This window comes from Hanstruepera ponticola (genome assembly GCF_002940745.1).
Lineage (GTDB): Bacteria > Bacteroidota > Bacteroidia > Flavobacteriales > Flavobacteriaceae > Hanstruepera > Hanstruepera ponticola.
In genome coordinates, this window is sequence record NZ_POTB01000002.1 from 254,066 (window position 1) to 279,869 (window position 25,804).

The following is a 25,804-nucleotide window of genomic DNA, read 5'->3' on the forward strand; positions in this document are numbered from 1 at the left end:
TATAATTATGAAAAAAATAACAGTTATTACCTTCATGATACTGGTTTGCTTCATGGGTTTTTCCCAAGACAAAGTCAGCCCTTATGCTGATAAAGTTATCAGTTTAGATACAACTATAAAAACCTTATATCAAGTAATTTCAGGTGATAAAGGCGAAGAACGTAATTGGGATCTTTTTAAATACTTGTTTCATCCAGACGCCAAGTTAATACCAACAGGTAAGAACCAAGAAGGCAAATATGGTGCTCGGTTTATGACTCCTAGTGATTATATTAAATCATCTGGAAAATGGCTGGTAGAAAATGGTTTTCATGAAATTGAAATTCATAGAACAGTTGAAACGTTTGGAAATATTTCACAGGTTTTTAGCACCTATGAGTCTTACTACAAGAAAACTGATGAAAAACCTTTTATGAGAGGTATTAACAGTATTCAACTGCTAAATGATGGCACAAGATGGTGGGTCATAAATATTTATTGGAAACAGGAAAGCGTTGAAAGCCCTATCCCTGACGCTTACTTACCTAAAAATTAATTTTTATCTTCTAGCAAGGGTACAAAACGGAATTCGCCAAACTCGTGTTTTTCAAACTCTTTGTTGCCTTTTCTTACAAAAAGGGTCATCGTTTGTACATCGTCGCCTACTGGAATAACCAAGCGACCACCAATAGCCAGTTGTCCGAGTAAAGCTTTTGGGACAAATGGTGCTCCTGCTGTTACAATAATTCCATTAAAAGGAGCCTCTTCTTTAAGACCAATATAACCATCACCAAAAATCATCTTTTTCGGTCTAAAACCTAATTTAGGTAAAAACTTACTAGTCTTTTTAAATAACTCATTTTGTCTTTCTATTGTGTACACTTGAGCTCCAAGTTTACAAAGTACAGCTGTTTGATAACCACTACCAGTACCAATCTCAAGAATTTTATCTCCTGGCTTTACTTCGAGTAATTCTGTTTGAAAAGCTACAGTGTAGGGTTGTGAAATAGTTTGATCTGCGGCAATAGGAAATGCCTTGTCCTGATAGGCATGATCCAAAAAACCAGAATCCATAAATAAGTGTCTTGGAATATCACCAATAGCTCGTAATACTTGTTGATCTTTAATCCCTTTGCTTTCAACAATAGTTACTAACTGCTGACGCATCCCTTTATGTTTAAAAGTATCTTTCAATGACAATTATTTTGAGGCATAAAATTAGTCAAACATTTTCAGCATAAAAATTAAAAAATATTCAAATTATTAAAGATTTTAAGATTATAGATTTTATGGGCTTATTCATGTAAATAAATAGTTAAAAACCTTATTTTTGTTCAAAATGATAAGAAAATGATAAAAGCTGGCGTTCTTGGTGCTGGTCATCTAGGCAAAATACATTTAAGACTTTTACAGCAATCAGCTAAATATGACTTGATTGGGTTTTATGATGCTGATGAAACTAATGCAAAAAAGGTTGAAGCTGAATTTGGCTATAAGTACTTTAATTCAATTGACGAACTTATTGAAGCCGTTGATATGGTTGATATCGTCACACCTACTCTTTCGCACTATGATTGTGCCATTAAAGCCATTGCAAAAGGCAAACATATTTTTATTGAAAAACCAATAACCAATACTGTTGAAGAAGCTGAAGAAATTCGAGAACTATTGGCGCAGCACAACATTAGAGGACAAGTAGGTCACGTAGAGCGTTTTAATCCTGCCTTTATAGCCGTAAAGGACAAAATAGAAAACCCCATGTTTATTGAAACACATAGACTAGCAGAATTTAACCCTAGAGGAACTGATGTTCCTGTTGTTTTAGATTTAATGATTCATGATATTGACATTATTTTGAGTGTTGTAAAATCTAATGTCAAAAATGTTTCAGCAAGTGGCGTGTCTGTTATTAGTGATACACCAGACATTGCCAATGCACGAATAGAATTTGAAAATGGCTGTGTGGCCAATTTAACAGCTAGCCGAATTTCATTAAAAAACATGCGTAAATCACGTTTCTTTCAAAAAGATGCATATATCTCGGTAGATTTTCTGGAGAAAAAATGTGAAGTGGTAAAAATGAAAGATGCTCCAGAAAACCCCGGTGATTTTGACATGATATTGCAAAATGCCGAAGGCATAAAAAAGCAAATTTATTTTGACAATCCTGAAATTGCATCCAATAATGCCATTTTAGATGAATTGGAAACATTTGCTGATGCGATTACAAATAATACAAAACCAATAGTCACCTTACATGATGGCACCGAAGCACTTCGTGTTGCCACAATGATTATAAACCAATTTTAAACAATTAAATAATTCAAGATGTCCATTTTATTGTGGACATAAAAAATATTTTTTTTTATGAAAAATGTCGCTGTTATAGGAGCAGGAACCATGGGAAATGGTATAGCACATACATTCGCTCAAAGCGGATTTAAAGTACAACTTATAGATATTAGTGAAGCCTCTTTAAAAAAAGGCATGGATACCATTTCTAAAAATTTAGATCGTATGGTCGCTAAAGAAAAAATAACCGAAGCTGATAAGGCAGAAACTCTTGATAACATCACAACCTTTACCAGTATTCCCGAAGGTGTAGAATATGCCAGTTTGGTCGTAGAAGCTGCTACAGAAAATATTGATTTAAAACTTAAAATTTTCAAACAATTGGACGAGGCTTGTCCAGAAGACACTATTTTGGCAAGTAACACCTCATCTATCTCCATTACGCAAATTGCAGCGGTAACTTCTAGACCAGAAATGGTTATTGGTATGCATTTTATGAATCCCGTTCCAATTATGAAATTGGTTGAAATTATTCGTGGTTATAATACGAGTGATGAAGTTACCAATACCATTATGGATTTGTCTAAAAAACTAGGAAAAACACCAACAGAAGTTAACGATTATCCTGGTTTTGTAGCAAATAGGATTTTAATGCCCATGCTAAACGAGGCAATAGAAACACTTTACAATGGTGTTGCCGGTGTTGAGGAAATTGATACGGTTATGAAATTAGGAATGGCTCATCCAATGGGTCCATTACAACTGGCAGATTTTATTGGATTAGACATTTGTTTATCTATTTTAAACGTCATGTATGATGGCTTTAAAAACCCGAAATATGCACCTTGTCCTCTACTCGTTAATATGGTAATGGCAGGAAAATTAGGTGTGAAATCTGGTGAAGGCTTTTATGATTATTCTAATAGCAGAAAAGCAGAACATGTAGCAAAACAATTCGCATAATAAATGTTAGTTTGGCTAAAATAATCCCATTTAAAGCAGTACGTCCAACGCGTGATAAGGTAAGCCTTGTCGCATCGCGTTCGTATCAAACCTATACACAAGCAGAACGTGAAGCCAGACTGGATTACAATCCATTTTCTTTTTTACATATTGTAAATCCAGGTTATAAGTATGATAGAGAAATCACCGGAACGGAACGCTATCAACTTGTTAAAAATCGCTATCTCGAATTTAAAGAAGATAACATATTTGTTCAGGATAATAAGCCCAGTTTCTATGTCTATAAAATTGTAGATAGGGAACATCAAGTTTTTAATGGTATAATAGCAGCTGCTAGTGCCAAAGATTATGAATCCAATGTCATTAGAAAACACGAAGAAACCCTAGCCTACAAAGAAATTATTTTTAAAGATTATTTAAAAACTGTTGGGTTCAATGCCGAGCCTGTTCTACTCACCTATCCAGACAATGATGTGATTTCAAAAATAATTTCTGAAGCACAAAAAGAACGTGCTGAATTTGAATTCACTACCACATTCAGAGATACACATTATTTATGGCAAATTGATGATATTGACGTAATTAAGGCTATATCAGATGAATTTAAGGCTATGAAAACGGTCTATATTGCTGACGGTCATCATCGGTCTGCCTCATCGTATTTGTTATATAAAGATGAGAAATCCCAGAACACCAATCATAAAGGAGATGAATCTTATAACTTTTTCATGACTTATTTAATTCCTGAATCAGATTTGCGAATTCATGAGTTCAATAGAATTGTTAAGGATTTAAATGGCTTATCAAAAGAAGAATTCCTTATTAAACTCGATAGAATATATCGCATAGAGAATCGCGGAAAAATGCCCTATAAACCATCCAAAAAACATCATTTTAGCATGTATTTGGATGGTGATTTTTATTCTCTCTATCTTCGTAAATCACTCTATAAATTTGAGACATCATTAGACGCTTTGGACGCTCAAATTTTGTACAAAACAATTTTGCAACCAATACTTGGAATCAATGATTTAAGAAACGATCTACGAATTATGTATAGTAATGGTAAAAAAGATGTTGTCAACGTAAAGAGTCAAGTTGACAGCGGTGATTTTGCTGTAGGATTTGGCATGGTTCCTGTGAATGTTGAGGAGATGAAGCAAATTGCCGACGATGGTTTAAAAATGCCTCCAAAATCAACTTTTATTGAGCCTAAACTGCGTAGTGGTGTAACAATTTATGAGTTCCAATAATATGGTTTCTGAAAATCTTAATAAAATAAAATTGTCATTACCAAAAGGAGTAACTCTTGTTGCCGTTTCTAAAACCAAACCAGTGAGCACCATTATGGAAGCTTATGACGCTGGACAGCGTGTGTTTGGTGAAAATAAAATTCAAGAAATGGTTGAGAAACATGAACAGCTACCTAAAGACATTGAATGGCATATGATTGGTCATGTTCAAAGCAATAAAATAAAGTATATGGCACCTTTTGTGAGTTTAATTCATGGTGTTGAGAAATTTAAAGTGCTCAAAGAAGTAAACAAACAAGCTTCTAAACATAACAGAAGTATTAATTGCTTGTTACAAATAAAAATTGCTGAAGAAGATTCTAAATTTGGAATGTCCGTTAATGAAGCTAAAGCTATTTTAAAGTCTGATGAACTAAAAAAACTCAAGCATGTAAATGTTACTGGCGTTATGGGTATGGCTACTTTTACTGATGACAAAAAACAAATTGAAAACGAATTTAAAACACTAAAATCCAGTTTTGACGAACTAAAAGAATTGGAATCTACAAATCATGACTTACGAGTCCTATCAATGGGTATGAGTGGTGATTACGAATTGGCCATTTCTTGTGGTAGTAATATGGTCAGAATTGGAAGCAGTATATTTGGTGAACGTAATTATTAAAAACTTATTGATAGAATTATTTTTTGTACGCAATATTAGACATAGAAACAACTGGTGGAAAGTATAATGAAGAAGGCATAACTGAAATTGCAATCTACAAATTTGATGGTCATAAAGTTATTGACCAATTCATTAGTTTAGTTAACCCTGAACGCGACATACAGCCTTTTGTAGTTAATCTCACAGGTATAAATAGTAACATGCTACGAACGGCTCCTAAATTTTACGAAGTTGCCAAACGTATTGTTGAAATCACTGAAGACTGTATCCTTGTAGCGCATAACGCCCAATTTGATTACCGTATTTTACGCACCGAATTTAAACGATTGGGTTTTGGCTTTAAGCGTAAAACACTTTGCACAGTGGAATTAGCAAAAAAATTAATTCCTGGGCAAGACTCCTATAGTTTGGGTAAATTGGCAAGGTCTCTTGGGATACCTGTAAGTGATAGACATAGAGCTAATGGTGATGCCATGGCAACGGTAAAACTCTTCAAAATGTTGCTTTCTAAAGATTTGGAGAAATTTATTGTACAAGATGCAATAAGATTGGAACCAAAGTATCAAATGGAACCTAATCTTAAACAGATCATTAATGAACTCCCTAATGACACAGGAGTTTACTATATTCATAATGAAAATGGTGATGTTATATACATTGGTAAAAGTAAGAATATAAAAAATCGCATCAGTCAGCACTTCACAAACACAAGTACTAAATCAAAAAAGCTACAACGTCAAGTAGCTGCAGTAACCTATGAAAAAACAGGTAGCGAATTGGTTGCTCTCCTCAAAGAAAGTGAAGAAATCAAACGCAACAAACCTCTTTTTAATAGAGCTTTAAGACGAAACTTATTTACACATGCCTTATATAGCTTTACTGATGAACATGGCTATATTAATCTAACTATTGACAAGGCAGATGGCAGAAAAAAACCTATAACAACGTTCAGCAATAGACAAAGCGCTAAAAGCTTTTTATTTCAATCTGTTGAAAATTATAACTTATGTCAAAAATTAGTAGGCTTATACCCAACCAAAAAAAGCTGTTTTAATTATAACATAAAACAATGTGAAGGTGCTTGTATTCAAATAGAGACTGTAACTGATTATAACCAACGTGTTCTGGAGTTGATTAATAAAAATAGTTATGATACTCAAAATATGGTAGTTATTGACAGAGGTCGTGATATTGAGGAACGTTCAGCCATTTTAATTGAAAATGGTGTTTTTAAAGGTTTAGGCTATTTCAATTTAAATTATCAAATAAATAATATAGATATATTAAAATCTGTAATTACGCCCATGGAAAACAATCGCGATTCGCAACACATTATACAAAGTTATTTAAGACGTAATAAAAAACTGAAAATTATTCAATTAAATTAATTACTAGTTTAGTTTTTAGTATTTTTGGTTAACATGGCTGTAAAACCCACTAAATCTTGGAAAGACGAACTTCATGAAATTATTTATGAAGCTGATACGCCTGCTGGAAAGTTATTTGATGTTGTCCTTCTTATTGCTATTTTGGCAAGTATTGTATTGGTTATGCTTGAAAGTGTAAAAAGTATTGATGCCAAATACCATAACTTCCTGAATATATCAGAGTGGATTATAACCATTTTATTCTCTATTGAATACATATTGCGAATAATTTCTGTAAGAAGGCCTATAAAATACATTACAAGCTTTTATGGCGTTATAGACCTTCTTTCTACCATACCAAAGTACCTATCTCTCATTTTTGCGGGAACACATGCCCTAGTTGCATTGAGGGCCTTAAGATTATTACGTATTTTCAGAATCTTAAAATTGGCGCGCTATTTAGGTGCCTCCAATCAACTAGCTTCGGCAATTAAGGCCAGTCGTGCTAAAATTTCTGTTTTTTTATTCGCTGTAATGATTGCTGCTGTGATATTTGGAACCATAATGTATTTGGTTGAAGGGGAAGAGAGCGGATTCACAAATATTCCAAAAAGTGTCTATTGGTGTATAGTAACATTAACAACAGTTGGGTTTGGTGATATTGCTCCTGTGACACCTTTAGGGCAATTTATTGCCACCATAATTATGATTCTTGGTTATGGTATTATCGCAGTACCTACTGGTATTGTTTCTGCTGAATACACAAAAAAAGCGAATGATAACGACAAATCAAAACAAGGGGTTATTCCTCCGCACCCAAATGAAGTTCAATTAAATTCTCAGTGCTGCGCAAATTGTTTAAATGAAAAGCATGTAGATGGCGCAGAATATTGCTTTAAATGTGGCTGCAAATTACATCATGACTAACTATTTAATTTCTATTGTTGGACCAACAGCCATAGGTAAAACTAATTTAAGTATTGCACTAGCGCAACATTTCAACACCGAAATAATTTCTGCAGATTCCAGACAGTTTTTTAAAGAAATGCAAATTGGTACTGCTGCACCAACCCAAGAAGAACTTCAGGCAGCACCTCATCATTTCATACATCATAAATCGATATTTGAAGATTACAATGTTGGCGCTTTTGAAAAAGATGCTTTGAATACGCTAGAAAATCTTTTTAAAAAAAACAGGTTGGTGATTATGGTTGGCGGCTCTGGTCTCTATGTCGATGCTGTTAAAAAAGGGTTAGATGATTTCCCTGAAATAGACCCAAGTGTAAGAAATAATCTAAATATTATTTTAGAAAAGGATGGTCTTGAGCCCCTAAAAAAACAGCTCAAAGAGCTAGATATAGACACCTATAAGAACATTGCTTTAGAAAACCCTCATCGGGTTATGCGAGCTCTTGAAGTTTGTATAGGTTCTGGTAAGCCTTATTCTTCTTTTATAAACAAAAAAAAAGGCTCAAGAAATTTTAAAACCTTATCAATCGGTTTAACAGCTGAACGAGAAGTTATTTACCAGAGAATTAATGAACGTGTAGATTTAATGGTTGATATGGGTTTGCTTGAAGAAGCTAAACGCCTCTATCCTAATAAAGAGTTAAACAGCCTAAACACAGTTGGATATAAGGAATTATTTAAGTGTTTTGAAGATGAATGGACTTTGGATTTTGCAATTTCTGAAATTAAAAAAAACTCCAGACGATTTGCAAAACGCCAACTAACTTGGTTTAAGAAAACCGATGATATTTCTTGGTTTGATTACAAAACTGATGTTGCTGAAATAATTAATGCTATAACCGAAAAAATTGAACGCGATGAAGCATCTTAAACTCTTCTTACTTACTACCTTTTTTGTAAGTCATGTTATTATTTCCCAGAACAACAAGAACCTAGAACAAATTAATAAAGATGTTTGGGAACAATTTACAAAAGCCTTTGAAACGTCAGACTATAGATTGTTTGGCTCACTACACAGTGAAGATTTAATTCGAGTTGGTGGTGATGGCAAGCGCATATTAAGTAAAGAAAATTATATTAAAGGCTATGAGAACCGTTGGACAAATAATAATCAGGAAAGAACTATTTCGTTCCGTTTTTTAGAACGCATAATCAATGATGATTCAGGTTCAGAAAGGGGTATTTACAAACTAACTGTAAACAAAGGAACTCAAAATGAACAACACTACTATGGAAAATTCCATGTAATATTGCGTAAGGAAAGTGGTATTTGGAAAATATTGGTTGATTATGATTCTTCAGAAAACAACACCATAAATGAAAGTTCATTTATTAATGCCTTTCATCAAGATGATTTAGACAGCTACTAAAAAACCCAACTTATTTAGCTGGGTTTTATGTATTATATCTATTTAGTTTATTGGTTTAGTCTTCAGTATTAACAACCAATCTAAAGCCTTCTCCATGAATGTTCAAGATTTCAACTTTAGGATCTAATTTTAAATACTTACGTAATTTGGCAATATAAACATCCATACTTCTAGATGTAAAATAATTATCGTCTCTCCAAATTTTGGTAAGAGCCAATTCACGAGGCATTAAATCATTTTCGTGTAAAGCCAACAAACGTAGCAACTCATTTTCTTTAGGTGATAGCTTTATTTGCTCACCTCCATCATAGGTTAAAAAACGAAGCTTTGAATTTAAATCAAAATCTCCAATTTTAAATTGAAACTGCTTGCTATCAGCAACTGTTTCAGTTGCTTTTCGTTGCATGATAGCTTTTATTTTCATCAACAAAACTTCACTATCAAATGGTTTATTTAAATAATCATCAGCACCAACCTTATAACCTTTTAAAACATCCTCTTTCATGGCTTTGGCTGTCAAGAAAACAATAGGTACATCAGTATTTTTCTCCCTAATTTCTTTGGCTAGAGTAAAACCATCTTTATAAGGCATCATGACATCAAGAATGCATAAATCAAAATCATCTTTCTTAAATTTCTCAAAGCCTTCCATACCGTTTTTAGCATGAGTGACTTCATAGTCATTCATGATTAAGTAATCTTTTAAAATGGTTCCAAAATTTGGGTCGTCTTCTACTAATAAAATTTTCTTTTGTGCTTCAGTCATAATTTTATGATATTAATGGAAGTTTAATAATAAATGTGCTTCCTTTTTCTTTTTCACTTTCTACAGATATATGTCCTTGGTGATCCTCTACAATTCTTTTTACATAGGCTAGACCAAGTCCATGTCCTTTTACATTATGTATATTTCCTGTGTGTTCTCTATAAAATTTTTCAAACACACGTTTTTGTGCTGCTTTGCTCATACCGCTACCCTTATCCTTTATTTTTAGAATAATGTTTGTTCCCACATTTTCAGTGTAAACATCTATTTTTGGTGCATCTGGCGAATACTTAATAGCATTATCCAGGATATTGACAATTACATTTGTAAAGTGTGTTTCATTTGCTAAAACTGATGATTTATCAGCATCTAAATGTGTTTTGATAAATCCTTTTCTGTCTTCAACAATCAGCTCCACATGTGTAATGGCATCTTCAATCAAATCATGAAGTTTAACACGATCTTTACTAATGTTTAGTTCGTTTTTCTCAAGTTTAGATATACGCAATACATTTTCTACCTGCGCATGCATACGCTTGTTCTCATCTTTTATCATCTGTAAATATCGCATCACACGCTCTTTATCTTCAATCACTTTAGGATTTTTAATGGCATCTAAAGCTAAATTGATTGTTGCTATTGGAGTTTTGAACTCATGTGTCATGTTATTAATAAAATCCGTTTTGATTTCAGAAATTTTACGTTGTCTAAACAACTGTAACAAGGCACTTGAATAAGCAATAATAATAATGGAGGTAAATATGATTGACAATAACGTCATTCGTATTATTGATGATTGAACAAACTTATTTCTTTTTGGAAAGTTTACAAGTAAGCTATAATTATTTTTATCAACCTCATTTGTAAAAATTCTAATACTGAAAGTGGAAGCTTTTTGAAGTTCAAAATTTTCACTTTGAACTTTAGTAGCTAAATCATTACTATAAATAGCAAATTCATAATCCAGATCAATATTGTCCTCTTGCAACTTTCTGGTTAACAATTCTGAAATTTCTTCTTCATTAACACGCTTATGAATTGGAATTCTACTTGCAAATGTTTTGAATGACTCATCAAAAACATTTCTTTCAGCATCTGTTAAACGTCCTGTTTTAATAATACTTGAAATAGGATTTACATTAATCTCATTATCAATTGTCGGTTGATTACTGTAAATTTTAGTTTCAGTACTATTAAGAATACGTTTGATGTTCAAACTATCTAAACCTATGTCAAAGAGCGATGAAGACAACTTAAAGTTCTCTTCCAATATACCACTACGAGTTATGAGCGTCTCATTAGTGTCATTGTTTTGTTGGAAAATAAAAAGCTGCGAAATGGCAACCGTATCTGCCTGTTTTTTTTGATCAACTAGACTTTGGTACTTCTTATAGTAACCATCTAATTCATTTTCCTCAATTTGTCGAACAGTGTAACTTAATGCCTTTTTTACATTGAAGTTAAATTGCTCGTCCTCATTTTCAATGGAGTTATTAATGTAATAAGCTTGAACAAAAATTATTCCGACAAGCGACAAACTCATTAATAACACCAATATGATGAATAACCTTTTGCTCATCATTCAAAATTAAGATTTTAACATTTAGGGAACTTAGCATTTAACCTTACATTAACAAAAATGTTAAAATTCAGGTTTGCTCTATGTTTTTAAGTAGTTCCCGATGAACCTGATGCACCTGTTTCTTCATTTTATTTAAGGAGGTGTTTTCGATAATAAAATCAACTTTATCACGTTTTGCAGCATCTGATAATTGATTTTCTATAATAGTCTTAACTTTTTCTTTGGAAGTATCGTCTCTTTTAATAATACGCTGAATGCGAATATCCTCTGGGGCAGTAACTAAAATTGTAAAATCACAATAGGCATCACCACCACTTTCAAATAAAATAGCTGATTCTTTTAAAACATAAGAACCTGATTGTTTTTTTACCCATTTATTAAAATGCTGACCCACTTTTGGGTGCACAATGGCATTCATTTTATCAAGAAGTGATTTGTTATTAAAAATTTTGTTAGCAATAAAGGGTCTGTTTAAGGTATTATTTAAATAAGCTTCTTCACCGAATAACGCAATGAGCTTTCGCTTTATAACCTTTGATCGATTCATAAGTGCTTTAGCTTCAATATCTGAAATATAAACAGCTATACCAAGGTCATTAAAAACTTTAGCAACAGTAGTTTTGCCGCTTCCTATACCTCCTGTAAGTCCTACAATTTTCATTCGGTGATGATATACTCGATTAATTCTTGACCCATTTTTACATTTCTTACATTTTCTGGTTTTTTTACAATCTTTGGAATGAGATAATGTTGCTTTTCAGAAACTTCAGAAAAATCACACTCAACCATAAAATCTTCAATCTTCACTGTATTGAAATTTTGAAGACTTGTATAAAAAGAAACGTTTACCTTTTTAGGAAAGTATTTGATTTTAATATTTGCTGGAACATTTTTAATTTGAATAGGAACTTTTAAACTGCCTTCAGTAAATTTTCCAACTTCTGCTGAAACCAAAATACTGTTGCTTGAAAATTTAATTTCGTCAGCCACTTCGGGCATTCTCAATGGTAGATTAATCGCTATGTTGTTCTTAATATCTTTTAAAAATAGTGTATCGGTTTCAATACTTGCTATTTCTTCTATAAGACTTTCTGGACCGATGATTTTAATAGAGTCAGGCATTAGCTGATAGTGTTCAATCAAGTCATATCCTTGACTAAATTTAACTTGCTCATTTAACACTACTGGTATTTTTTTTATGACATTTACATCGTACCTAAACTTCAGTGTATCTGGATTGATATTAAGGACCTCTATGTCTTTATCAAATTGTGAGATTATATCAGAATAACCCAGTGAACTATTCCAAACATAAAAACTATCCATTTTTGTAATGTTTTTGGTAAAATCAATATTAATTAAAGGCTTCTTTAAGTAATACTGTAATAAACTAAAACCTTGCCCCTTTACACTAACTTTTAGCTGATTGTTTTTTGCATTAAAAACCACATGTTCTTCAGGAATGTTTACCTTATTAATTCCAAATTTAACAGTGCTTATATAGGGTTTTGATAATTTGGTTAGTATCAAAATAATGAATGAGATTAATAGGAACAAAAGAAAAATATTAACTCTTTTATTCCTTATTGATTTCAGTATTTTGGATTTTATTTTTTTAAACATGCTGATTAAAAAATAATTCTGGGAAACAGTCTTCTGGCGCTTTTCCTAAAACACGAATGGCATAGATTGATTTAATAAAACCTAAACCATAGCCATAAAATTGAATAGAAGTTGCTATAATTGAATAACCTGCTAGACTTAAATTTTTACTTTTTATTAAAGCTGATATAAAGATTAAGGTAAAATAAATACCGTAGAAAAACAAAGGTAATAACCAATTCAAGAATATGAACGACAGTGTAGCCACTAAAAATCCTGAAACAAATAAAAAAGGGAACCAATACGTGATCTTTTTGGTTTCTGGATGCCAGAGATTTAAAATTGGTCTTACTTTACCAAATTTATAAACTTGATTAAAAAATTTGGACCAAGAGATTCGTCTTTTATGATATACAAAAGCATTTGAGATTAGTTTAGTTTTAAATCCTGTTTTCCATAATCTAATGGATAAATCTGGATCTTCACCAGGATGAATTCTACCAAATCCATTGGTTGCCAGAAATGCTTTTTTAGAAAGCCCCATATTAAAACTTCGTGGCTGAAATTTATCAACACTATGCTTATTACCTCTTATTCCACCAGTTGTCAAAACAGATGTCATTGAAAAGTTTATGGCCTGCTGTATTAAGGAAAATGAACTATGGGCATTATCAGGACCACCATAACAATCTACATACTCTTTTTGGAGGCTCTCATCAACACGCTTCAAGTAGCTAGGTGGTAAGATACAATCGGAATCTAATATGATATAATAGTTTCCTGTTGCCTTACGCATCCCAAAATTTCGAGAGTCACCAGGACCAGAATTTGACTTGTAATAATAAATGATATTTAATTTATCGCTGAACGACTCAACTACTTTTTCTGAAGTTATACTTGATCCATCCTCCACGATCACAATTTCAAACGTTTGATCAAAATCTAAATTCACAAAACTCTCCAACAACTCCTTAATCTCATCAGGACGGTTGTAAACGGGAATGACGAATGAATACTGTAATTTCATATAGACAAATGTAGATAAACCTATAAAAAAAGCCACTCAAATGAGTGGCTTTTTAAATACTATTATAAAAATATTAGTCTCTAATAACGCGAATAGTTTCAGTTTTATTATCAATAGTCACTTTTACAAAGTAAGCTCCAGTTTTAAGATTAGACATATCAACTGTACTTTCAACAGTGTTTGGTATGTTGTTTAAAACTTCTTGACCTAACATATTATAAACAGTTACGTTCTGAATATTCTTTTGTGCTTGAATTGTCAAGTTATTGCTAACTGGGTTTGGGTAATAAGTAAATAACTTATCATTAAACAGAAAATCTTCTGTTGATAAGGTAACACCACAAATAACAGATCTTATCCTATCAACTTGTTCTGTATTACAATCTGTATCATTATGTAAATAGAATCTTACATTCCCAGATAAATCTGCGGTCCATGTTGCTGACCCTTCACCAGAAGCATAAGCCGTTGTTCCATCTTCACTACCGATAGTTACAAAATCTGTTCCTACAGAACTTTCAAAAATATAAGTCTCTCCATCTACAACAGTTACCAGTGAATACTCTCCAGTCCAGCCATTAGCAACAACTTCATTTGAAGTAGTGCCATCACATGTACCTGATGCAGCAATATCATATGTTGCACCTGGCCACTGACCATTAGGAGCATTTAAACAAGATGTTCCATCTGGACTAGCACTTGTAAAAGACCATAGTGAGCAACCTGTTGCCTCAACCCCTAAAGTACTTGGAATAATACTCCAATAAATGGTTGTATCATAAGCTCCAATTGGTGCTTCAAAAAACGTATCAGTAGTACTACTGAAAAAGGCTTGATCACTACCATCAGACATAGTTCCTACATAAATATCATAATTGTCAGGTGCAGGTCCTGAAGCAGGAGCAGTCCATGATAAAGTGATATTAGCAAAAGCATCTACATCTGTAGCACCATCTAATGGTGTTATTGGTGCAGTAGCACAATTTGGCGGACAAGATGCCAATGTTGTTAAATTATCAGTAGCATTACAACTTGAATTTGCAGCATCTTCAACAGTAATAGTCACATCAGTACCAGCTGGAAAAGGACCTACAGAATAAGGCGAACCTGAAAGATCAACGCCATTAACAGCCGCTGCTCCTCCATCATTTAAAATATTTACTGTAGTAGCTGTTCCTAAATCTGTAATATCTACATTTATAAAAAACTCATCCGCTGGACAATTGTTTGTTCCTTGCGCTAAAGTAAAAGTTGCAGCTGAACATCCTGAAGACACAATGGTTGGTGAATCAAAACAGAAACCCCATTCCCAAGCGCCACCACCAGCACCAGCATCATCCTGAAAATATATCCTATATCTGAACCCTGATAGTTGTGTAGCATCAAATCCACCAATAAGCAATGAACTACTAGTAAAAGAATCTCTGGCACCAGCACAAAAATCATTTGTTGGCTGAACAGTTGTACCTGTAAAAATATCCCAAACTACCCAAACACTATTGGTAGCATCCCAATATTCCAATGTTAAGGTATCATCCAAATCATTATAAGTGTAATCAACATTTACATTAATAGCAGTTTCTGAATTATTAAATGCAGATGTTAAGTCAATAACTGGAGATTCAGCAGCAATATCATCATCACTAGGATCTCCTGCATCATCATCATCAAAAGCAAAATTTGAAGTTGTTGTAGGGTCTGCTTCAAATGCAGTTGGATCGGCATTATATGATCCAGTTACAGTCCAATTGGCATTAGGCCAACTAGCATTTTGATTTAAGGTTTGCGAAAATCCGTAAGAAAACGAGATTAACGCTAATAATAAAGTAATTTTTTTCATATTTATTTAGTTTAAGTTTACATAATCACTAAAAGTATTGAATAATTTATACCTTAAAAACATACGTGGTCTCTAATCGACGAAATGCGTTTTTTTTAGATAAAGAGTGTTTTTCACTTGATGAAATACAAGCTTATTTTTTAAAAATTCGTTTAATATGCTGAGTATTTAAACTATTTATCTTTAATAGATAGATACCCTGGCTTAAAGAAGAAACATTTTTTTGGTAAGAATGGGTGTTTAATTTCTCATGAAGAATTCTGTTACCCAACATATCATAAAGCATAATTTCTGTTATAGTTTCTGATGAACTAATATGTAATTCAGTACCAACTGGGTTTTTTACAAATAGTGATAAATTATTAAAATCATCAACATGCAAAGGGTTTGACCCTTCCAAAATATTTAACTGCTGGTTCGCATTGACATTTTCAAAATAATCAACTGCTCCGCTTAACCAGGTAACTTTTACATAATCAACAATAGTATTGGTACCTAATCCAAAAAATTCAGAATTAGAATTTTGAGAAATATACCCTTCACCGCATAATGTATATCGGTATTGTTTTTCTCCATTTATAGATATTTCAATTTTAGAACCAATACCATCTTTATTACTAATAACGCCTTCTAACTTGACTTTTAACCAATTATTATTTTGAATAGTTTGGTTTTTCCATAAAAACACATTTTCATTATTTGCATTGCTCACTATGATTTCCGGATAGCCATCATTGTCAACATCGCCAACAGCGTTTGCATGACTGATACCATTATCGCCTACAAACCCTGCATTAGGTGTACTAAAAGTTCCGTCATTGTTATTGGTGTAAAACACAGCTGATGCTAATTGAGGAACAGAGCCATCCATGGAACTACTCACGTACATATCTAAATCCATATCATTATCCGCATCCAAGAAAACTGCTCCCCAAGCAAAACTATTGAAGGCTGTACCTGAACTAACCGTTACATTGGTAAAAGTATTATCGCCATTATTTCTAAATAAGGCATTACCTTGAGTAGGAGTGTTTGTTACATAAATATCAAACCAACCATCATTATTATAATCTCCAACCGTTGTGGTCATGGCATCAATAGCAATATTGACACCAGCACTTGGAGCTACATTTGTAAATGTGTTATCACCATTATTGTGATATAAAAAGTTTTCATTAAAAATCTTATCGTTAGCAATGTAAATATCCTGCCAACCATCATTATTATAATCAAAAAAAGCTGAACAGAATGAAAGATGACTTGTGGTGTGTATTCCTGAAGATAGACTGATATCAGTAAATGTACCGTCTTGATTATTTAAAAACAACAAATTAGGTTGCACCAAATTATCATCTCTATTACTGATAAACAAATCCAAATAACCATCGTTATTAACATCTCCAAATGACGCTCCCCAACTTTCAATATTATTTGTAGGCAAACCTGCAGCTGCTGTTACATCTGTAAAAATAAGTGAGCCGTTGTTATTGTATAAATGGTTTCCATCTGTATTACTTACAATGAATAAATCTTTGTCACCATCATTATCATAATCAACCCAAACTAATTGTCTTCCTTGTACATTGTTATTCACTAATGTGATATTTTGTCTAGTAAAAGTACCATCTTGATCGTTTAAATAGAATTCTGTTTGGCTACCTCCTTGAGTAGCTATAGTTATATCATCCCAACCGTCATTATTATAATCGCAAAAAGAAATGCCACTTCCATATTCAAGGTCACCTGCTGACATATTAACTCCTAGTGCAGAAGCTTGATTAACAAAACTCACTTGGGCTGAAGCCGTGAAAACTAAAAGGATAAAAACGAAATATAATTTTTTCACACTTAAAGTATTAACCTATTAAACGTTTAAATTTACTATTTAAATTTAACATTTCGTAAAAAAAAAAGAGAGGCTTGATTAAGCCTCTCTAGTATATAAGTCTATTTCTGTTTCTATTTTGTAAAAGTGTCCATCACAGCATCACTTACACCCATGTTACTGAACCCACCATCATGGAATAAATTTTGAAGTGTCACTTTCCGTGTCAAATCACTAAAGAGTGTTACAGTATAGTTTGCACAGTCTAAAGCTGTGGCATTACCGAGAGGAGACATTTTTTCTGCATATGATATAAAGCCATCAAAACCTTTTACACCACTACCTGCAGTTGTTGGCGTTGGAGATTGAGAAATAGTATTTACACGTACCTTCTTGTCTCTACCAAAGAAATAACCAAAACTACGCGCTATACTTTCTAAAAGTGCTTTGTTATCTGCCATATCATTATAATCTGGGAATACGCGCTGTGCTGCCATATAAGTCAACGCAACTATACTTCCCCATTCGTTCATAGCATCTTTTTTATAAAGTGTCTGCATTACCTTATGGAAAGAAGTTGCAGAAACATCAGTTCCTTTTTGTGTCCAATCGTAATTTTGATCCGTGTAATGGTTTCCTTTTCTCACGTTAATTGACATACCAATAGAGTGAAGTACAAAGTCAATCTTACCTCCTAGTATTTCCATGGATTTTTCAACCAAGTTCTCTAAATCTTCTACAGAAGTGGCATCAGCAGGTATTACTTGACTTCCTGTTTTTTCAGCCAAAGCATTTATTTGTCCCATTCTCATGGCCACTGGTGCATTTGTAAGTACAAACGTACCACCTTCCTCATGAACACGTTCTGCTGTTTTCCAAGCGATTGAATTTTCATCTAACGCTCCAAATATGATTCCCTTTTTTCCTTTTAATAAATTATTAGACATATTTATATAAGTTGATTCGTTGTTTTTAGTTTACCAAAGATAGTATTAATTCAATAATTGTTTGGCATGGGCTATTGCTGAATTTGAAATTTTCTCACCTCCCAACATTTGCGCAATCTCAACAATGCGCTCATCGTGATTTAATTCCATCAAATTTGTTTGTGTTATTTGGTTAACATCTTCCTTATAAACCTTGAAGTGCGTATGACCTTTTGCCGCAATTTGTGGTAAATGTGTTATAGTTAATACTTGCATAGTATTACTCATTTCAAGCATCATATCACCCATTTTATTAGATATTTCTCCTGAAACTCCAGAATCAATTTCATCAAACACAATAGATGGCAATTGTACATATTTAGACAATATCAGTTTTATAGAAAGCATTATTCGAGATAATTCACCTCCAGAAGCAGCCTTTTTTAGGTCATGAAACTGACCTCCTTTATTTGCCTTAAACTGAAATTTCAATATATCCTTTCCATTATTAAAAAAGTCATCAACTAAATCTACCTCAAAGTTAAATTCGGAATTGGGCATGCCTAATTGTTGTAAAATATCCTCTAACTCTTTTTTTAGTTTTGGAATGGCTTTTTCTCTATTATCATGGATTTCTTTTGAAATACTATTTACAACTTGTAAGATTTCCTTAACCTGGTTCTCTTTTTTTAATATCTCCTCATCAAGATTTTCAGTTTCCTTTACCTTTTGGGAAAGGTTATCTCTTATTTCAATTAATTCTGAAACGTCATTTACAAAATGTTTTTTTAGCAAGGAAGTGATTAACTCGATTTTACTTGAAGTTTGTTCTAATCTTTCAGGGTCTAAATCTAAATCATCTTTCAAAACACCAACTTCATCAAACAAATCATTAAGTTCAATAACAGAACTATTTATTCGGTTATAAATATCATCGTATTTTGAAGCATATTTGATTAACCTTTGCAAGCTGTTTTTTATGGTAGCCAAGTTGCTTAAAACACCTACTTGTTCATCATCCAATAAATGGTATGTACTTTCTAGTGTTTCTTTGATTTCTTCAACATTATTAAGCGTTTCGTAGGTTTCTTCAAGCACTTCCAATTCTCCATCAACTAAATTTGCTTCAATCAATTCATTCAATAAAAACGTATTATAGTCGTGCTCTTTTATTGCTTCGGCTTGAAATTTTAATAATTCATCATATTGCTTTGAGGCTATTTTATACTGCTTTAAAGCTTCTTTATATAATCTTAACCTTTCTTTATTGTCACCCAAAGCATCAATAACTCGGAATTGAAAATCATTATCAACCAATTGTAAGGTTTCATGTTGTGAATGAATATCAATCAATTGATTACCTAAAATTTGTAAACTGCTTAAATTTACTGGAGAATCATTGACAAAAGCACGCGATTTTCCCGAAGGTAATATTTCACGACGTATAATGGTTTGGTCTTCAAAATCAAAATCTAATTGATTAAACAACTGTTTTAAATCATAATTAGAAACATTGAAAACAGCCTCGATAATACATTTATCATCATCATTCTTTAAAGCACTTAAATCAGCTCGCTTACCAAGGATTAAAGACAAGCCACCTAATAAGATAGATTTTCCTGCTCCTGTTTCTCCAGTAATAATGGTCAGACCTTGATTAAAATCTACATGTAGATCATCAATTAGCGCGTAATTTTTTATAGAAAGAGATGTTAACAAGCGAAAATTAAATTAAACTTAAAAGCTATGGTTTTTTACCAAATAAAAAAAGAAATACAATTAAAATTTAATACTACGCCATTTACTTGAATACATTGGCGCAACACGATTTAAGGTAGCTATAAGCTCTGTTATTTCAACACTAGGTCCATCAGAAAATATCTGTTCAATTTCATCACCTTTAGCATCAAAAAATGTTCTCAATAAAAAGGAATTAGGTCTTCTTCTATTCATAGACTCAAATTCACCAATGGCTTCAGCTATAGCTGTTTTACCTTTTTTAGGATCTTCATTCATAATATCCAATCCTTTACGATGGTAATCATACATAACAGACCTATATTCTTTGAAAGTAGGTGATAATAGGTTGTCAATTAAAGCAAAACGTGTCTGTAAACCATCTTCCAATTTCCAGCCTTTAGCATTTTCCTGTTGTGAGTAATTGACTATGGTTTGTGCTTGTTTTAAATATTCATCACCACCATTAGGTGCAAAAGTATCAGCATCTAAACCCAAAACCATGTAAACATGAAAAGCGAGAACAGAAACTAAATTGGATTCAAACTGATTCTTATTGAACAATAAATTTTGAAATTCTAAATACCTGAAAGTAAAGTCTTTGTCATTTACATTATAAACTGGCGAAGAATAGGTAGAACCATAAACTGGTCTTGATGACTGAACTTGAATGGTAGCTTTAAAAATATCACTATTGTATTCTGTTATGTTTATAAAAATACCACATTCAATACGTTCTTGTGCTGCATACTCCTTATCTGTCCATTTAGTGGTATTTACAAACTCCCTTAATTGGGTTTGAAGTGTTTTAAAAATTTGTAAATTTTCGTTTCCTGTAAATTGTGCATTAACAATAACGTTACAATTCAATTCTTGGCTTTGAACTGCGAATCCTATAAATAGTGTAAGAACAAATAAAATTCTATTCATCAAGTTGTTTTATAATTTCATTTAATAGGTCTTGAGCCACTTGCTCTTTCGATTTTAAATCATAAGTTTTAACCTCATCATTTTTGTTGATTAAAGTTACTTTATTGGTATCTGACTTAAATCCTGCTCCTTTATCATTCAACGAATTTAAGACAATTAAGTCTAAATTCTTATTTTTCAGCTTGGCTTTTGCATTCTCAAGCTCATTATTAGTCTCAAGTGCAAAACCTACTAAAAACTGATTGGTTTTAATTTCTCCTAAAGACGCTAGTATGTCCTTTGTTTTTTCTAACTCTAGAGATAACGTTGAATCTTTCTTTTTTATTTTATCCTTGGCAACTACAATTGGTTTATAATCTGCAACTGCGGCTGCAAGAATTGCAATGTCAACGTTTTTAAAATTGTCATGAACCGCAATATACATGTCTTCAGCTGAAGTAACATTTACAACGCTAACCAAACTGTGATTTATGCTTTGTGAGGTTGGGCCACTAATAAGGCAAACGTCTGCGCCAAGATTCGCTGCTGCCTTCGCTATTTCAAACCCCATTTTACCACTAGAATGGTTACCTATAAACCTTACAGGATCAATAGCCTCATAAGTTGGTCCTGCAGTAATTAACACCTTCTTTCCTTTTAGAGGCAAATTATTTATAATATCTTTTTCTATAAAAAGCACCATATCTTCTGGTTCAGCCATACGACCTTTGCCAACCAAACCACTTGCTAATTCACCACTCGTAGCAGGAATTACAATGTTTCCGTATCGTTTTAAAATATCTAATGAGCGTAATGTAGATGGATGCTTGTACATATCCAAATCCATAGCTGGCGCAAAGTAAACAGGACATTTAGCAGATAAATAAGTAGCTAACAACAAATTATCGCAGACACCATTGGCCATTTTAGACATAGTATTGGCGGTGGCTGGTGCTATCAGCATTAAATCTGCCCAAATACCCAACTCCACATGATTGTTCCATGTAGCGTTTTCATCTTCTTCATCAACAAAAGTTGAATAGACAGGGTTTCTAGAAAGTGTAGATAAGGTTAAAGGTGTAATAAAATCTTTAGAAGCAGGCGTCATGACTACTTGGACTTGAGCACCCGCTCTTATTAATAGCCGAACTAAACTTGCCGTTTTGTAAGCAGCAATACCAGCACTAATGCCTAGAAGTATATTTTTGCCGCTTAATATTGACATACGTTTTTATTCCTGAGTATCTTCTTCAGTATTTCTGTGGTAAATTTTACCATCTAACCACTCTTGTACTGCTAATGCATGTGGTTTAGGTAATTTTTCGTAAAACTTTGAAACTTCAATTTGCTCCTTGTTTTCAAAAATTTCCTCAAGACTATCGTTGTAAGTAGCAAACTCTTCAAGCTTCTCAATCAACTCTTTTTTTATCTCTGAATTTATTTGTTCTGCTCTTCTAGAAATAATTGAAATAGCCTCATAAATGTTCTCTGTTGGCTCATCAACTTTGTTTCTGTTGTAAGTTGTAGTATTTACTGGAGCATTAATTTTTTTCAAATCCATTTTCATGATATTAACTTTTAGTACTGTAGTTTTCTAATTCTCTTTCAATCTCTTCATTCATTTTTTCGGCTTCAACCATAAATTCTGAATTTGCATAGGCTGATTTGAAAGAGTTAAAATATGTTTTAGCATCCTCTAAACGCTGTTGTTTTTTATAGGAAACGCTATTAATAGCTAGCTTATAAGCCGAGTCAAATTTTATAAACAAAGCCTCTTCCCTAAAAACTGACCCAGGGAAATTAAAAATAAACTGATCAATAGCTTCTATAGGCGCATTGTAATCAGCAGTATATCCAGCTATGGTGTTATACTGTTTGGCAATGTCAAATGCTTTCTTTTCTAATTTAAAATCCAATTCTTTAACCAACTTATTAGCTTCAGCTAAATATTCTGAATCAGGATAAAGGTTAATGAATGATTGCAACTTTTCAATGGCTTCTTTTGTTTCTAACTGTTCTTTTGAATAGACAGGAGACAACATATAAGCGCTTTTAGCACCTAAAAAAGAGGCTTCTTCAACTTTTTCACTATTAGGATAGGATGACACAAAACGTTCAAACTGATAACTAGCCAAATACCAATCCTCAAGATTATAGGAAGCCATAGCGTGTAAATAAGTTAACTTTTCAGCTTGCGGTTTACCTCTATAACTTGGTATAATTTGCTCAAACAATTTATTTGCTTTTGCATATTTACCAGCTTCAAACTGTTTTTCACCTTCTTTATACTTCACGCCAATATCAGTACCTTTCAAGGCTTTTTGATATGGACTGCAAGAACCTAAAAGCGTGCAGGTTAAGATAATGTAAAAGAATTTCTTCATAGTTTTTAAACAGGATGCAAAATTAAGATATTAATGTGGAACTAAAAAATATTTTATTATGCTAAATTAATAGTTGAAATAAGGTATTTATTAGGTTTAAGTTTAATTTAACTTTTAATTGTACTGTGCTATGAATGATTGTATTTTTGATTTTAAACCATCAGTAGCTTCTACTAACGGTAAACGAACTTTATCTTTGCACAGGCTCATTGTTTGAAGTACTGCTTTTATTCCAGAAGGATTGTTTTCAGAAAAAATAAGACTGGTAATTTCCATTAGATTAAAATGTAACTTATAGGCTTGATCACCTTTTCTTTCTAGCCCTAAATGAATCATTTTAGTGAAATCTTTGGGAAACGCTTGACCAATTACTGAAATAACCCCTGAACCTCCAGCTAATGTTACTGGCAGTGCTAAATCATCATCACCAGAAATAACCATAAAATCACTGGGTTTATCTTTTAATAACCAAAGATACTGGGACATGTTGTTACCTGCTTCCTTAACAGCAATGATATTATCAAAATCTTGAGCTAGTCGCAACGTAGTTTGCGGCAACATATTAGATGCTGTTCTACCTGGCACATTGTACATTATTATAGGCACTGGAGAAACATTTGAAACCGCTTTGTAATGCTGATAAACCCCTTCTTGTGTAGGTTTACTGTAATATGGCGAAACAGACAATATTGCATCAATACCTGAAAAATCAGTGCTTTTAATTTCTTCTAGAACCTGATTTGTATTATTTCCACCAATACCTAAAACCAAAGGTACACGATTGTTATTTGCCTGCTTAATGGTTTGTATTATTTGCTTCTTTTCCTCTCTACTTATGGTAACACTCTCACCAGTAGTTCCCGAAATAACAATATAATCCATTCCGTTATCTATATTGTAATTAACAATCTTGATTAACGATTGATGATCTATGGTTAAATCCTCATTAAATGGTGTTACAATGGCAATGCCAACACCTTCAAACTTTTTATTCATTTCTTAATTTGTTAAATACTTTTAGATACTTTTTTAATTCACTCTTAAATGCTGAAAACTGTTTTACTTCAGTACTAATTATTAAATCATTCAACCGTTTATCATTTTGAAATATACCAGCCTTATATTTTGCTTTTGAAAGCGCTGTTAATAATTTCAATTCCAATATATCACTCGTGTAAAAACTAATCAATAAATCAAAATCTGCGTTTAAAAACGTTTCCAATTCCGTATTATTAATTTTTCCATGCCAACCAATATCTTTTGGGTTAAAACATACATTCCAAGAAAAAAGATTTTCTTTTTTATTTTCAGTAAACGCAATAATTTTTAATTTATTAGGTCTTACATTCAAATAATCAGAAAGCGATTTAAACATTTCAAAATCTCCAACTTCATCGGCATTAAATAAAACACCAATACTTTTCACAAAACCATCCTCAACAACAACTTTAGGTGAATCCAATAAAGCATTTAGCTTTTTTTTAATAGATTTTTCTTTAAAACCCTTTAAAATCATTATATCTTTATGCTTTGTACAAAGGTAGTAAAAGTACCTAGATATGCTGATTAATTTTTAGTTTAAAACATGACATTAAAACCTTTATATTTTTTACTCTTTGCTTTAGTAATTCTGGGTTGCAAACCAGATAATTGGCAGTTAAACCGCATAGAAGGCAAACAAATTTCGGTCTCTGACAGCCTTAAAAGCGATAGTAAAATCGATTCGTTTATTCAACCTTATCGCATTCATGTAAATAAAGAGCTTGATAGTGTTATTTCTTATGCAAAAGACACTTATTCTAAAAGTGATGGTGAATTAAATACAGCTATAGGCAACTTATTTGCTGATGTTATCTACGAACAAACAAATCCTATATTTAAATCTAGGACAGGTCATGACATCGATATGGTTTTGGTAAATCATGGTGGTATAAGAGCCATAATATCTAAAGGAAACATAACCATACGAACAGCTTACGAAATAATGCCTTTTGAAAATAGTATTGTTGTGGTAGCTATGAAAGGATCTAGTGTTAATCAATTAATAGATTATTTATTAATGGCAAAACGTCCACATCCAATATCAAAGTTGAATATCACAGTAGATTCAGACTTTAATTTGATTAATGCTTCTATAAGCAAAAAACCTATTGATCCTGAAAGGGTCTATTATGTTGCTACAAATGACTATTTATACAATGGCGGAGATAGCATGACTTTTTTTCAAAACAACGAAGATGTACATATCTTGAATTATAAAATTAGAAATGCTTTTCTCGATTATTTTATAAAAACCGACACTATTGACCCTAAAATTGATAATCGCTTCATTAAACTAAAGAATTAAAC

General features: G+C 32.5%; 26 protein-coding genes. 10 read left to right on the forward strand and 16 right to left on the reverse strand.

Features of this window, described 5'->3' with window-relative positions:
* Positions 1-7: 7 nt before the first annotated feature.
* On the forward strand, positions 8-535 hold the full coding sequence (locus C1S72_RS12645) for a hypothetical protein (protein ID WP_104736089.1): 528 nt from the start codon (positions 8-10) through the stop codon (positions 533-535).
* Here C1S72_RS12645 and C1S72_RS12650 read toward each other — a convergent pair.
* Entirely contained in the window at positions 532-1,173 is a 642-nt protein-coding gene (locus tag C1S72_RS12650; RefSeq protein ID WP_104736090.1) for a protein-L-isoaspartate(D-aspartate) O-methyltransferase, read from the reverse strand. The two genes, C1S72_RS12645 and C1S72_RS12650, sit on opposite strands and share 4 nt — an antisense overlap.
* 156 nt (positions 1,174-1,329) lie before the next feature.
* On the opposite strand from C1S72_RS12650, the gene C1S72_RS12655 reads away from it, so the two are divergent.
* Genes C1S72_RS12655 through C1S72_RS12690 form a run of 8 tightly spaced genes read left to right on the forward strand, consistent with a single transcriptional unit; the run spans position 1,330 to position 8,857 of the window.
* Positions 1,330-2,289 (forward strand): Gfo/Idh/MocA family protein, encoded by a 960-nt coding sequence (locus tag C1S72_RS12655; RefSeq protein WP_104736091.1) that lies wholly within the window; start codon positions 1,330-1,332, stop codon positions 2,287-2,289.
* A gap of 57 nt (positions 2,290-2,346) precedes the next feature.
* Complete coding sequence (locus tag C1S72_RS12660; protein WP_104736092.1) at positions 2,347-3,234, forward strand: 3-hydroxyacyl-CoA dehydrogenase family protein; 888 nt, start codon at positions 2,347-2,349, stop codon at positions 3,232-3,234.
* An 11-nt stretch (positions 3,235-3,245) separates the two neighbouring features.
* A complete protein-coding gene (locus C1S72_RS12665; protein ID WP_104736093.1) occupies positions 3,246-4,487 on the forward strand; it encodes a DUF1015 domain-containing protein in 1,242 nt (413 codons plus the stop codon).
* Complete coding sequence (locus C1S72_RS12670) at positions 4,474-5,151, forward strand: YggS family pyridoxal phosphate-dependent enzyme (RefSeq protein WP_230401651.1); 678 nt, start codon at positions 4,474-4,476, stop codon at positions 5,149-5,151. The genes C1S72_RS12665 and C1S72_RS12670 overlap by 14 nt, the downstream gene beginning before the upstream one ends.
* 23 nt (positions 5,152-5,174) lie before the next feature.
* Entirely contained in the window at positions 5,175-6,539 is a 1,365-nt protein-coding gene (locus tag C1S72_RS12675) for an exonuclease domain-containing protein (RefSeq protein WP_104736094.1), read from the forward strand.
* A gap of 33 nt (positions 6,540-6,572) precedes the next feature.
* Entirely contained in the window at positions 6,573-7,445 is an 873-nt protein-coding gene (locus tag C1S72_RS12680) for an ion transporter (protein ID WP_104736095.1), read from the forward strand.
* Entirely contained in the window at positions 7,396-8,358 is a 963-nt protein-coding gene (gene miaA, locus C1S72_RS12685; protein ID WP_230401652.1) for a tRNA (adenosine(37)-N6)-dimethylallyltransferase MiaA, read from the forward strand. Before C1S72_RS12680 ends, miaA begins: the two co-directional genes overlap by 50 nt.
* Positions 8,345-8,857: a YybH family protein gene (locus tag C1S72_RS12690; RefSeq protein ID WP_104736097.1), complete on the forward strand. Its 513-nt coding sequence runs from the start codon at positions 8,345-8,347 to the stop codon at positions 8,855-8,857. The genes miaA and C1S72_RS12690 overlap by 14 nt, the downstream gene beginning before the upstream one ends.
* A gap of 55 nt (positions 8,858-8,912) precedes the next feature.
* Here C1S72_RS12690 and C1S72_RS12695 read toward each other — a convergent pair whose 3' ends face one another.
* The 15 genes from C1S72_RS12695 to C1S72_RS12765 form a co-directional block, all read right to left on the reverse strand.
* Positions 8,913-9,623, reverse strand: a complete 711-nt coding sequence (locus tag C1S72_RS12695) for a response regulator transcription factor (protein WP_104736098.1) — start codon at positions 9,621-9,623, stop codon at positions 8,913-8,915.
* Positions 9,624-9,627: 4 nt separating this feature from the next.
* A complete protein-coding gene (locus tag C1S72_RS12700) occupies positions 9,628-11,202 on the reverse strand; it encodes a sensor histidine kinase (RefSeq protein WP_104736099.1) in 1,575 nt (524 codons plus the stop codon).
* Between the two features lie 70 nt (positions 11,203-11,272).
* Positions 11,273-11,866, reverse strand: coding sequence for a dephospho-CoA kinase (coaE, locus tag C1S72_RS12705; RefSeq protein WP_104736100.1), 594 nt, complete (start codon positions 11,864-11,866; stop codon positions 11,273-11,275).
* The gene (locus tag C1S72_RS12710) at positions 11,863-12,735 is read right to left on the reverse strand and encodes a YbbR-like domain-containing protein (RefSeq protein ID WP_230401653.1); all 873 of its coding nucleotides are present in this window, start codon (positions 12,733-12,735) and stop codon (positions 11,863-11,865) included. Before C1S72_RS12710 ends, coaE begins: the two co-directional genes overlap by 4 nt.
* An 85-nt stretch (positions 12,736-12,820) precedes the next feature.
* Entirely contained in the window at positions 12,821-13,834 is a 1,014-nt protein-coding gene (locus C1S72_RS12715; RefSeq protein WP_104736101.1) for a glycosyltransferase, read from the reverse strand.
* 73 nt (positions 13,835-13,907) lie between these two features.
* Positions 13,908-15,674 (reverse strand): T9SS type A sorting domain-containing protein, encoded by a 1,767-nt coding sequence (locus C1S72_RS12720; RefSeq protein WP_104736102.1) that lies wholly within the window; start codon positions 15,672-15,674, stop codon positions 13,908-13,910.
* Positions 15,675-15,807: 133 nt separating this feature from the next.
* On the reverse strand, positions 15,808-17,520 hold the full coding sequence (locus C1S72_RS12725) for an FG-GAP-like repeat-containing protein (RefSeq protein WP_162919985.1): 1,713 nt from the start codon (positions 17,518-17,520) through the stop codon (positions 15,808-15,810).
* A 113-nt stretch (positions 17,521-17,633) separates the two neighbouring features.
* Positions 17,634-18,446 carry an enoyl-ACP reductase FabI gene (locus C1S72_RS12730; RefSeq protein WP_104736104.1) on the reverse strand — a complete coding sequence of 271 codons (813 nt, stop codon included), beginning with the start codon at positions 18,444-18,446 and terminating at the stop codon, positions 17,634-17,636.
* 45 nt (positions 18,447-18,491) lie between these two features.
* Positions 18,492-20,144 (reverse strand): DNA repair protein RecN, encoded by a 1,653-nt coding sequence (gene recN / locus C1S72_RS12735; RefSeq protein ID WP_104736105.1) that lies wholly within the window; start codon positions 20,142-20,144, stop codon positions 18,492-18,494.
* A 60-nt stretch (positions 20,145-20,204) separates the two neighbouring features.
* Positions 20,205-21,092: a type IX secretion system protein PorD gene (gene porD, locus C1S72_RS12740; RefSeq protein ID WP_104736106.1), complete on the reverse strand. Its 888-nt coding sequence runs from the start codon at positions 21,090-21,092 to the stop codon at positions 20,205-20,207.
* Positions 21,085-22,296, reverse strand: coding sequence for a bifunctional phosphopantothenoylcysteine decarboxylase/phosphopantothenate--cysteine ligase CoaBC (gene coaBC, locus C1S72_RS12745; RefSeq protein ID WP_104736107.1), 1,212 nt, complete (start codon positions 22,294-22,296; stop codon positions 21,085-21,087). Before coaBC ends, porD begins: the two co-directional genes overlap by 8 nt.
* A gap of 6 nt (positions 22,297-22,302) precedes the next feature.
* A complete protein-coding gene (locus tag C1S72_RS12750) occupies positions 22,303-22,632 on the reverse strand; it encodes a DNA-directed RNA polymerase subunit omega (RefSeq protein ID WP_104736160.1) in 330 nt (109 codons plus the stop codon).
* 10 nt (positions 22,633-22,642) lie between these two features.
* Positions 22,643-23,455, reverse strand: a complete 813-nt coding sequence (locus C1S72_RS12755; protein WP_104736108.1) for an outer membrane protein assembly factor BamD — start codon at positions 23,453-23,455, stop codon at positions 22,643-22,645.
* Positions 23,456-23,569: 114 nt separating this feature from the next.
* Positions 23,570-24,451, reverse strand: a complete 882-nt coding sequence (gene dapA, locus C1S72_RS12760; protein WP_104736109.1) for a 4-hydroxy-tetrahydrodipicolinate synthase — start codon at positions 24,449-24,451, stop codon at positions 23,570-23,572.
* Positions 24,444-24,971 carry a DUF6913 domain-containing protein gene (locus C1S72_RS12765; RefSeq protein WP_104736110.1) on the reverse strand — a complete coding sequence of 176 codons (528 nt, stop codon included), beginning with the start codon at positions 24,969-24,971 and terminating at the stop codon, positions 24,444-24,446. Before C1S72_RS12765 ends, dapA begins: the two co-directional genes overlap by 8 nt.
* A gap of 69 nt (positions 24,972-25,040) precedes the next feature.
* Between C1S72_RS12765 and C1S72_RS12770 the strand changes: the two genes are divergently transcribed.
* Positions 25,041-25,802, forward strand: coding sequence for a 5'-nucleotidase C-terminal domain-containing protein (locus C1S72_RS12770; protein ID WP_104736111.1), 762 nt, complete (start codon positions 25,041-25,043; stop codon positions 25,800-25,802).
* Positions 25,803-25,804 lie beyond the last annotated feature (2 nt).

Bases quoted from the DNA above. Each gene is read 5' to 3' on its own strand.
- C1S72_RS12645 (WP_104736089.1), top strand. From the start codon at position 8: ATGAAAAAAATAACAGTTATTACCTTCATGATACTGGTTTGCTTCATG.
- C1S72_RS12655 (WP_104736091.1), top strand. From the start codon at position 1,330: ATGATAAAAGCTGGCGTTCTTGGTGCTGGTCATCTAGGCAAAATACAT.
- C1S72_RS12660 (WP_104736092.1), top strand. From the start codon at position 2,347: ATGAAAAATGTCGCTGTTATAGGAGCAGGAACCATGGGAAATGGTATA.
- C1S72_RS12670 (WP_230401651.1), top strand. From the start codon at position 4,474: ATGAGTTCCAATAATATGGTTTCTGAAAATCTTAATAAAATAAAATTG.
- C1S72_RS12680 (WP_104736095.1), top strand. From the start codon at position 6,573: ATGGCTGTAAAACCCACTAAATCTTGGAAAGACGAACTTCATGAAATT.
- miaA (WP_230401652.1), top strand. From the start codon at position 7,396: ATGGCGCAGAATATTGCTTTAAATGTGGCTGCAAATTACATCATGACT.
- C1S72_RS12690 (WP_104736097.1), top strand. From the start codon at position 8,345: ATGAAGCATCTTAAACTCTTCTTACTTACTACCTTTTTTGTAAGTCAT.
- C1S72_RS12695 (WP_104736098.1), bottom strand. From the start codon at position 9,623: ATGACTGAAGCACAAAAGAAAATTTTATTAGTAGAAGACGACCCAAAT.
- C1S72_RS12700 (WP_104736099.1), bottom strand. From the start codon at position 11,202: ATGAGCAAAAGGTTATTCATCATATTGGTGTTATTAATGAGTTTGTCG.
- coaE (WP_104736100.1), bottom strand. From the start codon at position 11,866: ATGAAAATTGTAGGACTTACAGGAGGTATAGGAAGCGGCAAAACTACT.
- C1S72_RS12715 (WP_104736101.1), bottom strand. From the start codon at position 13,834: ATGAAATTACAGTATTCATTCGTCATTCCCGTTTACAACCGTCCTGAT.
- C1S72_RS12720 (WP_104736102.1), bottom strand. From the start codon at position 15,674: ATGAAAAAAATTACTTTATTATTAGCGTTAATCTCGTTTTCTTACGGA.
- C1S72_RS12730 (WP_104736104.1), bottom strand. From the start codon at position 18,446: ATGTCTAATAATTTATTAAAAGGAAAAAAGGGAATCATATTTGGAGCG.
- porD (WP_104736106.1), bottom strand. From the start codon at position 21,092: ATGAATAGAATTTTATTTGTTCTTACACTATTTATAGGATTCGCAGTT.
- coaBC (WP_104736107.1), bottom strand. From the start codon at position 22,296: ATGTCAATATTAAGCGGCAAAAATATACTTCTAGGCATTAGTGCTGGT.
- C1S72_RS12750 (WP_104736160.1), bottom strand. From the start codon at position 22,632: ATGGATTTGAAAAAAATTAATGCTCCAGTAAATACTACAACTTACAAC.
- C1S72_RS12755 (WP_104736108.1), bottom strand. From the start codon at position 23,455: ATGAAGAAATTCTTTTACATTATCTTAACCTGCACGCTTTTAGGTTCT.
- dapA (WP_104736109.1), bottom strand. From the start codon at position 24,451: ATGAATAAAAAGTTTGAAGGTGTTGGCATTGCCATTGTAACACCATTT.
- C1S72_RS12765 (WP_104736110.1), bottom strand. From the start codon at position 24,971: ATGATTTTAAAGGGTTTTAAAGAAAAATCTATTAAAAAAAAGCTAAAT.
- C1S72_RS12770 (WP_104736111.1), top strand. From the start codon at position 25,041: ATGACATTAAAACCTTTATATTTTTTACTCTTTGCTTTAGTAATTCTG.